The organism is Acetobacterium sp. (genome assembly GCF_036508315.1).
Classification (GTDB): domain Bacteria; phylum Bacillota; class Clostridia; order Eubacteriales; family Eubacteriaceae; genus Acetobacterium.
Map to the genome: position 1 here is coordinate 1 of NZ_DATCHP010000106.1, position 10,522 is coordinate 10,522.

The 10,522-nt window shown below is 39.0% G+C and carries 8 protein-coding genes; all 8 read right to left on the bottom strand.

What is annotated here, in order from left to right; all coding sequences use genetic code 11:
* Positions 1 to 129: 129 nt before the first annotated feature.
* Positions 130 to 1,296 carry an iron-containing alcohol dehydrogenase gene (locus VIK44_RS12820; RefSeq protein WP_331554287.1) on the bottom strand — a complete coding sequence of 389 codons (1,167 nt, stop codon included), beginning with the start codon at positions 1,294 to 1,296 and terminating at the stop codon, positions 130 to 132.
* Positions 1,297 to 1,405: 109 nt separating this feature from the next.
* On the bottom strand, positions 1,406 to 2,566 hold the full coding sequence (locus tag VIK44_RS12825; protein ID WP_331554288.1) for an iron-containing alcohol dehydrogenase: 1,161 nt from the start codon (positions 2,564 to 2,566) through the stop codon (positions 1,406 to 1,408).
* A gap of 87 nt (positions 2,567 to 2,653) precedes the next feature.
* Positions 2,654 to 4,165 carry a CoA-acylating methylmalonate-semialdehyde dehydrogenase gene (locus VIK44_RS12830; protein WP_331554289.1) on the bottom strand — a complete coding sequence of 504 codons (1,512 nt, stop codon included), beginning with the start codon at positions 4,163 to 4,165 and terminating at the stop codon, positions 2,654 to 2,656.
* A 203-nt stretch (positions 4,166 to 4,368) separates the two neighbouring features.
* Positions 4,369 to 6,333 (bottom strand): sigma-54-dependent Fis family transcriptional regulator, encoded by a 1,965-nt coding sequence (locus VIK44_RS12835; RefSeq protein WP_331554290.1) that lies wholly within the window; start codon positions 6,331 to 6,333, stop codon positions 4,369 to 4,371.
* Between the two features lie 165 nt (positions 6,334 to 6,498).
* On the bottom strand, positions 6,499 to 6,996 hold the full coding sequence (gene ilvN, locus VIK44_RS12840; protein ID WP_331554291.1) for an acetolactate synthase small subunit: 498 nt from the start codon (positions 6,994 to 6,996) through the stop codon (positions 6,499 to 6,501).
* A 10-nt stretch (positions 6,997 to 7,006) separates the two neighbouring features.
* Positions 7,007 to 8,650: a biosynthetic-type acetolactate synthase large subunit gene (ilvB, locus tag VIK44_RS12845; RefSeq protein ID WP_414637082.1), complete on the bottom strand. Its 1,644-nt coding sequence runs from the start codon at positions 8,648 to 8,650 to the stop codon at positions 7,007 to 7,009.
* Between the two features lie 138 nt (positions 8,651 to 8,788).
* A complete protein-coding gene (locus VIK44_RS12850; RefSeq protein WP_331554292.1) occupies positions 8,789 to 9,967 on the bottom strand; it encodes a DUF362 domain-containing protein in 1,179 nt (392 codons plus the stop codon).
* On the bottom strand, positions 9,957 to 10,522 hold a 566-nt coding region (locus VIK44_RS12855; protein ID WP_331554293.1), incomplete at its 5' end, for a S1-like domain-containing RNA-binding protein. The genes VIK44_RS12850 and VIK44_RS12855, both read right to left, overlap by 11 nt.

Sequence of the window (10,522 nt, forward strand, 5' to 3'; positions counted from 1 at the left end):
CCTCTTTCGTTACCATGACTGATGATATACTGCCTTTCCCCCTGATGACATTAATCGTTTCTATAGGTACTAAGCAGTTATCAGATGTCTTGCCTATTCTTTTAAATTTTCAGTTCTATTAAACAAGAACTAGAATGCCGATGTAAACAATGCAACAATATCTTCCTTGTTTCCTTTTCTCGGATTACTAAAGGCATTACCATCTTTTAAGGCCCAGTCTGCCATGTATTCGAAATCTTCTGCTTTAACTCCTTGTGAGCTTAAGTCAGCTGGAATTCCAACATCCTTTGCAAGTCTGAACATCGCATCAATCGATTTTTCAGCTGCATCCAATACTGAAATCCCTTGTATGTCCTCACCCATAAATTCTGCTATATCAGCAAATCTCTGCGGATTAGAAATAACGTTCCATTTCTCAACGAATGGAAGTAATATAGCGTTTGCTACTCCATGAGGCATATCATAAAGTCCGCCTAATTGGTGAGCCATGGCATGTACATAACCTAAATTAGCATTATTGAAAGCCATTCCTGCAAGCATTGAAGCATAACACATATTTTCTCTAGCCACTAAGTTATCCCCTAATGCAACTGCTTGTCGTAAATTGTTTGATATTAATTTTATAGCTTGGATCGCAGATGCATCTGTCACAGGGTTAGCATCCTTTGAAACATAAGCTTCTATAGCATGAGTCAAAGCATCCATACCCGTTGAAGCTGTTAGCGCTGCTGGTTTTCCAACCATTAGTAATGGGTCATTGATTGAAACTGAGGGTAAGTTTCTCCAACTGACTATTACAAATTTAATCTTAGTTTTACTATTCGTTATGACACAATGACGTGTCACTTCACTGCCTGTTCCAGCTGTAGTATTAACAGCAATAATTGAAGGCAGTGGATTTGCAAGAGTTTCTATACCTGCATAATCAAATAATTCCCCTGGATGAGTTGCCATTATACCGATGCCTTTACCGCAGTCATGTGCGCTTCCGCCACCCACTGTAATAATCATGTCACAGTTTTCATCATTGAATATTTTTACTCCTTCAACTGCGTTTCTATCTTTAGGATTCGGTTCAACTGAATCATAGAATACATAGCTAATTCCTGCTTCTTTTAATGAAACTTCAACCTGGGCTACTGCTCCATCCGGGACACTTCTAAGAAACTTATCAGTTACTATTAACGCCTTTTTTGCACCTAGAATTTTAGCTCTTTCGCCGACTACTTTTACTGCTCCTGCTCCCAAAAAGTTAACAGATGGTACTAAATAATCATAATAATCATACATTCTCATTTATTTTTCCTCCATATTTTTTGAATATTCTGACTTAAATCACATTTATAGGGCAATATTTTTCTTCCAATACCCTAATTATCTTCTGTTTTGCTCTTCCAACTATAGCCTAAATCCAAAGACTCTTGTAAATCTCTGTGATTTCATCTTTATTAGGTTTTCTTCTGGTGTTATCTGGGCTACCACTGATTAAAGCATCATCCGCCATTTTATCTATATTATTAAAGAATTCATCTCTTGCCACACCATAATCTTTCAGGGTAGGAATGTGGAGATCACTGCACAGTTTATCAATTTCTTTGATAAGTTCCCAGGATGCATCTTTAGCTGTCATACCTTCCTTGAAAATACCGATCGTTTTAGCAATATCAGCAAATCTTGCTTCCGTACCCTCGCCCTCTACAGCAAATTTTAGACATGCCCCAAGTAACATAGCATTTGAAACTCCGTGCGTCACATGAAACAAAGCTCCTATCGGCCTGCTCATACCATGAACAATGGTAACGGACGAATTGTTAAATGCGATCCCAGCTTCCAATGCTGCCAAAGCCATTTGGTTTCGAGCCTCTAGATCTGAACCATTGATATATGCTTGCCTGAGATTCCCAAAAATCCGTTTACATGCCGACATTGCAAAAACATCTGATAAAGGTTGTGCTTTTCTCGATGAATAAGCTTCCACTGCGTGAGTTAAAGCGTCAATACCTGTAGCTGCTGTAACTGTAGCTGGTGAGGTAATCGTTAGACCTGGATCTACGATAGCTAATGATGGCATTAACACGGCCCCCTTTAAAAGCATTTTTACATTATTTTTTGTATCAGTTATGATTGTAAATTGAGTGGCTTCGGAACCAGTTCCGGCAGTTGTTGGTATTGCGACTAGATTGGGAATCGTTTTTTTTAACTCTTTTCCCATATAATCTGTGAGACTCCCCTTGTTTGTAATCAAAGCACCAATTGCCTTCATTGCATCAATTGGACTTCCACCACCAAGGGCGATCAGAAAATCGCAGCCTGCTTCACTATACAATTCAATGCCCTGATAAACCATTTCATCGGTAGGTTCGCTATTTATTCCAGGCCATAATTTATACTGGATAGCGTTTTCCTCCAATACTTTTGTTACTTTCTGCACCTTTCCTGTGCTAACCATAATGTTATCGGTGATAATTAATGCTTTACTCCCTAACTCTTTCAAATATAGACCCGACGTCTCTAATGCTTCCTTGCCGGATAAAATTTTCCTTGGGCTCAAAAATAAATTGGCCATGACTCCATCATCCTTCCTTATACTTATTTTTGACTAGAACCGTAACCAATGTTGTTATTGCAACAATGAGGAACAGATCATCTTTTATCAGATTGTACCATCCCAAGTGGAAACAGTTTTTTGTTTCATTTCTTCCTGATTAAACCATTTCGTTGTAACGCTTTTAGTTTCTGTATAGAATTTTACCCCATCTTTGCCAAGAGCATGTAAATCGCCGAAGAAAGAATTCTTATGTCCACTGAAGGGGAATATGCCAATCGGAACCGGTATGCCAACATTGATACCAACCATACCGCCATCAGTACGCTTCGCGAATTCCCTTGCATAGTAGCCATTTTGTGTGAAGATCACTGAACCGTTGGCATAGGGATTTGCATTCATAATTTTAATACCTTCTTCAAAATCCTTAACTCTTTTGATACATAAAACGGGTCCGAAGATTTCTTTCTGGCCGACGGTCATATCAGAAGTCACATGATCAAATATAGTATGGCCAATGTAGGAGCCATTTTCGCAGCCTTTAACTTTAATGTCTCTGCCATCCAACACAAGCTTTGCGCCTTCTTTTAAACCGGTCTCAATCCATTTTAAAACATGCTTCTTGTGATCATCTGTGATAACGGGACCAAGATCCGAGGTTTTATCATAAGCTGGTCCAATTTTCGTTTCTTTACATAACTCCACTAATAATTCAACCAGTTTATCTGCAATGCTTTCCTGCACGACAACAACGGGAAGTGCCATACATCGTTCTCCAGCACAACCGAAAGCGGCGTTAATGATACCGGCGGCAGTTCTTTCAAGAGGAGCATCTTCTAAAACAAGGGCATGGTTTTTAGCTTCGCAAAGAGCTTGAACCCGCTTGCCGTGTGCAGCCGCCACTGAATATATATGTTTACCGACATTGGTTGTACCAACGAAGGTAATACCCCGGACGTCTTCATGGGTAAGAAAAATTTCAGCTTCGTTTCTGCTACAGGTTACTACATTTATTACCCCATCGGGAACCCCAGCTTCTTTGTAAATTGCAGCCATTTTATAGGCTGTCATGGGCGTGGTACTGGATGCTTTTAAAACCATGGTATTACCGGAAGCAATGCAAAGAGGAGCCATCCAACCGAAAGGAATCATTGCGGGGAAGTTAAAAGGAACTAATCCTACAAATACGCCGATTGATTCTTTGTACAAAACCGTATCAATACCATTTGCCGCATTCATTAACGATTCACCCATTAAAAGCGTTGGAATGCCACAAGCAAGCTCTGTACCTTCGATGGCTTTTAACACATCACCCTGGGCCTCATTCCATACCTTACCGTTTTCAGTAGCAAGGCTTAGGGTAAGATCGTCTAAATTTTGCATGATAAGATCTCTGATTTTGAAAAGGATTTGCGCCCGCTTCATGGGAGGCGTATTCGACCATGCCGGGTATGCATTCTTTGCCGCTGCAATAGCTTTTAACACCTCTCCCTCGGTACAACGCGGGGACTGGGCTATTACTTTACCCGTACTGGGATCAACAATATTCTCATATTTTTCGGTCTCTGATTCGATGAATTGGCCATTACAGAAATACTTAAGTCTTTTGATTTCAGTCATTTTAAAACCTCCAATTATTTTTAATTACTCTTGTATGTATCGCAAGAACTATGCCAAAATAAAATTTCAGTAAAAAAAAGTCTTAAACCCCCTATGGGCACCATTCTTTGAATTTAGGAGTTTTCTATTTGTCCACAAAAAATGTGCACCATTTTAAGGGTGCACATTTTTTGTGGACAAATATTGTGCATTATGCACAACTTTTAAATTTGATATTCTTTCAGTTTATTTCTAAGCGTATTTCGGTGTATGTCCAACAGTTTTGCAGTCAAAGCACGATTATTATTAGTTAGTTTTAAAACCTCTATGATCGTTTCTTTTTCTATCTGCCTTAATGTCTTTACATCGGGAGGGGTTTTTTCACAATCGACAACTGGTTCGAAAGAGCGACTATAAACTTTAAAACTAGTCGTATCTAAATGATTTGCGGTTAAGATAGTATCATCTTGAGAAATAATGATAGCTCTTTCAAGTACATTGCCAAGTTCCCTAATATTCCCCGGCCATTCATACTTCATTAAAGCCGAAATAAAATCCTCTGAAAGTTCCTTCACCTCCATACCAATTTTACAACAAATCATGTCAACAAAGTGTTTAGCTAATAACGGAATATCATCTTTTCTCTGCCGTAAGGGCGGAACGTCTAGAATAAAAGTATTAATCCTATAATATAAGTCTAGTCGCATGCGGCCTTGTTCAACCAATTCTCCTAGATTTTCGCCACTCGCCGCTATGATTCGCACATTAATGGGTAAAACAACATTCCCACCAACCCGAACTATTTTGTTTTCTTCCAGAACTCTTAATAACTTTATTTGCATAAAATGAGGCATGCTATTTATTTCATCGAGAAAAATAGTTCCACCATCGGCCAACTCAAATTTGCCTGGCATACCACCTTTTCTAGCCCCTGAGAAAGCGCCATCATTATATCCAAACAATTCGCTTTCCATTAATTCTGAGGGTATGGCACTGCAATTGATGCCGATAAATGGGCCGTCTCGCAAATCACTCATGTTGTGGATTGCCTGAGCGAAGAGCTCCTTTCCAGTTCCACTCTCACCTTGAATCAATACTCTGGCATCAGTTGACGCCACGCTCTTGGCAAGCTCTATTGTACTAAGAAGCTTTTCGTTTTTCCCCAGAATATCATCAAAAGTAAAGGTGGCGTAGGCTCCTACCATTCGATTGATTAAATTGTGCACTTCTTTCTTTTCTTTGGTCACAATCAGCTTTCCAATGAGTTCATTTTCTTCAGTGTACACGGATTGGGTATTAACCAATAACGTTGTATATTTATTTTTATTTTTGATCACAATACTTTTTTCAAAGAATTTGTTGTCTTTCTCCAATAATTCAATCAAAGGAGGCTCGGAAATCAAGACTTCACTAACGGGCTTTTCCAGTAATTCATTTTCTGAAGGCGTGCTATACTGTTTCAGATTTTTATTTAGGTGTTTCACATTATTTTTTGTGTCTAGAACAGCCATCCCATTTTCCGAACTATCGATGCAGTTATGAAGGTACGTATTTATGGAGCTTAATTTAATCGCATCTTCTATCGCTTTCGCTAAGGCTATGACAATCCCCAGGGTATGTTTATGAATAAATCGATAGTCCCCGCTTAAATTCAAAACCCCAACTAGCTCTCCCAACTCACCAAATATTGGCGCCGCACAACAGGTCCAATTATGATAAAAACTACAATAATGCTCAGAACTGAAAATCTGCACTGGTTGTTTATTAATTAGGCAAATTGCTATGCCTGTTGTACCTGAAACATTCTCCGTTCTTATGCTTCCAGGTTTAATGAACTCGACCTCTGCAGATTTCACTAGTTCAGGATCCCCAATGGTATTTAATACATATCCTTCTTTGCTCGCCAAAATTCCCATAAAACCTGTTTCATCAACAATTTTCCCTAATATTTCCATGTATGGCTTTGCTAACGCAATTAAATAATTATTTGCACGTAATATCTTGTCAAATCGTTGCGGGTCTTCAATAAAATAGTTTTTACTGTCCAAGGGATCAATCCCTTGGTTTCGACATCGTTTCCATGATTCCAGGATGATCGGTCGAATAACGTTGGAATCACACTCGCCTGTTCGTGAAAATATTTCCCACTCTTTATAAAATTTCTGTCTCATGATATCACATAAATCCATGCGTAATCCTCCTTATCATCAACCTTGACGCTTAAGTTCTTGAATACGAATATATGTATCCATATTTGATCTTTCATTAAATATGGCAATCCTTTGATAGCAAATCAGCTGGAAAGTTTACTTTCCAGCTGTCGATGATATTTTTATACAACTCAGAATTTATGGCTAATACGATAAAACATTTTCTCCCCGTTGTAACCCGGTATCTCCTGAACGAATGAATTCTAAAATACCATAGGGTTCAATCATATTAAAAAAGGCATCAATTTTTTCCCGGGTTCCTGTAATTTCAAGAATTAAACTTTCTCTTGCTACATCCACAATGTTGGCTCTGAATAAATTTGCAATTTCTACAATCTGAGATCGTGTAATATTATTGGCTTTTACTTTAATAAAGACCAGTTCTCTTGTAATGGATTCATGAGGTTTTAATTCAATAACAGTAATCACATCAATAAGCTTATTCAACTGCTTTTTAATTTGAGTCAGAACTTGTTCATCTCCGGTAACAGTAATTGTAATCCGAGAGAATTTTGCATCAACGGTAGTTCCTACGGTAAGGCTATCAATATTATACCCACGTCTTGCAAATAAGCCGGATATCCGACTTAAAACACCAAAATTATTTTCAACAAGTAATGATAAACATGTTTTTTCTTCCATATCTCTCCCTTTATATTCTTATGAAATCCGGATGGACCTGACACTGGATTAAGGTTGGCCCCTTATGTTTAATGGCTTCCGGCATGATCTTTTCAAAGTCCGCATTATTATCCACTTTAAATCCTTTAATACCATAGGCTTCGGCCAGCTTCATAAAATCGATTTCAAAATTAAGGTCGGTTCCACTGTAATGGCCTTTTCCATAGGTATCAAATTGAAGTTGTCTTACCATGCCCAGCTTGTTATTGGTAATCAGGATTATATTTATATTCAGCTGGTGCTCTGCAATCACTCCAAGCTCGCCCATTCCCATTTGGAAGCTTCCATCACCGCAAACCACAAAAATCTCTTTTGGATTATTCAGGGTCGCAAAGCAGGCCCCGCTGGCGGCTGGGATACTGTAGCCCATGGTGCCAAGACCGCCTGAAGTAAAGAACTTACGGTCTTTAATGATGCGATAATAAAGGGCTGACCAAATCTGATTTAGGCCAACATCTGCAACCATGGTGGCATTATCAGAGGTCATTCCAGACAGAGCATCGAATAAAATCTTGGGATTAATTAATTCACTGCAGGGTGGATCCGCATCATATATTAAAGGATATTCACTCTTCATTTTTTCAATTTCTGAAAGCCACTGAGTATGATCCTTAACAGCATCCTTTTCTAAAAAACACGTTAAAATTGTTTTTGCATCCCCTACGATAGGAATGCTGGCTTCCATGTTTTTGCCTATTTCTGCAGGATCAATATCAATATGAACAAAATCAATATTATTTTCAAAGCTTGTCAGATTTGAGGTTGCGCGATTCGACATTCGGGCACCAATATTGATAATCAAGTCTGAGGCATTCATAACGACATTTGAATATTCAAAGCCATGGCTTCCCACTATGCCACAGTATAATGGATGGTCTTCGGGAAAACTCCCAATCCCCATAAGCGACGTAATGACTGGAATATTGTTTTTCTCGGCAAAAGCCAAAAGTTCTTTTTCGGCGTGTCCCAAAATTACACCGCCACCGGCATAAATCACCGGATGCTTCGCCTCTTTTATCTTTTTGATGGCACGTTTAATTTGTCCGCTATGACCATTGTAGGTTGGTTTATAACCCAAAATATCAACTTTATCCCAGGTCAGTGGAGTTTTGACATTTTCCAATTGAACATCTCTTGGAATATCAATCAGCACAGGTCCCGGTCGGCCGGTTGATGCAATATAGAATGCTTCTTTGATAATTCTTGGAATATCTGCAGCATCTTTCACTAAATAGCTATGCTTCGTAAAGGGTGCAGTGGCTCCGGTAATGTCTGCTTCCTGAAAAGCATCTGTTCCAATAAGTGCTCGATCGACCTGGCCGGTTATGGCCACAATCGGAATAGAATCAAGATAAGCCGTGGCAATGCCGGTCACCAGGTTCGTGGCACCGGGACCTGAAGTTGCGAGACATACGCCGACTCGTCCGGACTCACGGGCATATCCACTGGCATAATGTGGTCCTGCCTGTTCGTTTCGTACTAAAATATGTTTTATCGGTGATGTCCTGAAAGCTTCATAAAGGGGCAACACTGATCCTCCCGGATAACCAAACACAAACTCAACTTTTTCTCTTTCGAGACACTTTAGAATTAATTTTGCTGCTAACAGTGGAATCACTCCCTTTTTAAGTATTTCAAAATATCATATAAAATCATGGGTGATCTGTCAATGGTTTTTTTATAAAAAGCAACTCTTAACAGTAAAAAAGACCAGTTTCTGAAAATATACAGAACCTGATCTCTTTTCATTAAATTATTCTCTTGATTTATAAACAAGCAGTTTCCCTAATAATGGTGTTTTTACAGAAATAGCGCCTTCCGGACACATTTCCTGGCAACAATAACAGCGGATGCAACGGTTGTAATAATAAAGTGGATAGCTTCTTCGTTTACGATGGACCATTTTAATAGCTTTTTCCTCAAGTGGACAGCTTTGTTCACAGATGCCGCAGCCTATACACTTATCCTTATTCACTACTGGTTTTCGAACCAGAAATCCTTTGAATCTTGATAAGGAGCCCAGACCTGAAGCCACTTTTTCATCAACCGGTTCACGAATAACATCAAAACCAGGATTGAAGAATTTTTCCATTGGCTCACCTAAAAGTTCAATCTTATCTTCAGAATAATTTCCTAATTCCATTTCCTCCCCAGATACATTGGTGGGCACAAAAGTCGGATCTAAATTGACCATTCGGGAAAAAGTAGCATCTAAAGCCACCGGGTCATCGGAAACCAGGATCACCTTCATTGGTACCGCCGTTCCGGATGCCGGGCCATTTCCTTCCATGGCCACGATCCCATCCATAATGAAGAGTCGTAGTTTTGGACTCAGAAATCGATTGAGATCCACCAACATTTTTGAAAAACTTAAAGCATCCGGGTAACAGGCATGGGAAGTACCCTTATTAAGCCCATAGACGCAGCCAAATTGGTTTTTCACTGCACCGGTTAATCGGGTTAAGCCATGAGTCTTCATTTTTGCCAGACTGATAATCACATCGCTTTCCAGTACACCATTGGCAATTTCAAATCGTTTTTTCACTAGTCCCAGATAAAAATCCATGGTCCTGCCATGACTGAAATCAAGCATTGGTACCTTGTATTTTTCGGCGATTTTTGTAAGACCACTTTCCTTTGAAGCCCCTGATGGTGACCCAATTCCAGGCGAATCGCCATAAAATAAATTTTCTATTTGATGTTCCTTTAAGATGCGGATCATGGCTTCAAAAATTGCCGGATGAGTGGTTGTGGCTAATTCTGGCTTTCTCCCCCGCAATAAATTTGGCTTTAGCAAAACTTTATCTTCTTTAGAAACAAAGTTTTCTATTCCACCAAGCAAATCGATGGCCATCTTTAGTTTTTTATAAACCAGATCACACTCATAGGATTCACACCCCATAATGACTACCCTTGATTTATTATTTTCCATTTTTTTCTATACCTCTTTCGGTTATTCGCACTTTTTTTTCTTTTAATAATTTACCAACAGCGCGTTTAAAAGAACTTTTGCTCATATTTAATTCTTTCTTGATGATGTGTGGGTTGGTGTGATCATTATAGGGCAAGAGTCCCTGATTTTCGTTCATCTTTGTTAATATTAAAATAGCATCCTTTGGTATTTCTTTATATGCCTGTCGATTAGGCGTTAGGATAAGCTTTCCGTCATTTCTAATTTCTGAAATCCGAGCGTTAACTTTGTCACCGCATTGGATATCTACATCAGCATCTTTCATAAGAATCAGCCCATGGTAGAGGTTTTCCACTGCAACAAAAGCTCCTAGTTCAGGGTTGATCTGATAAACATATCCTTCTACCCATTCACCGATTTTATGGTCTGCACCCACTTTAAGCAGTGGATAGATTTTCATTGTTGCGCAAAGTCGATCACTTTTATCCAAATAGAGATATACTAAATAATCCCGGCCTTTTTGAATTTTTGTGGTTTGTTCATTGTATGGGAGTAAAAGATCTTTTTCGAGACCCC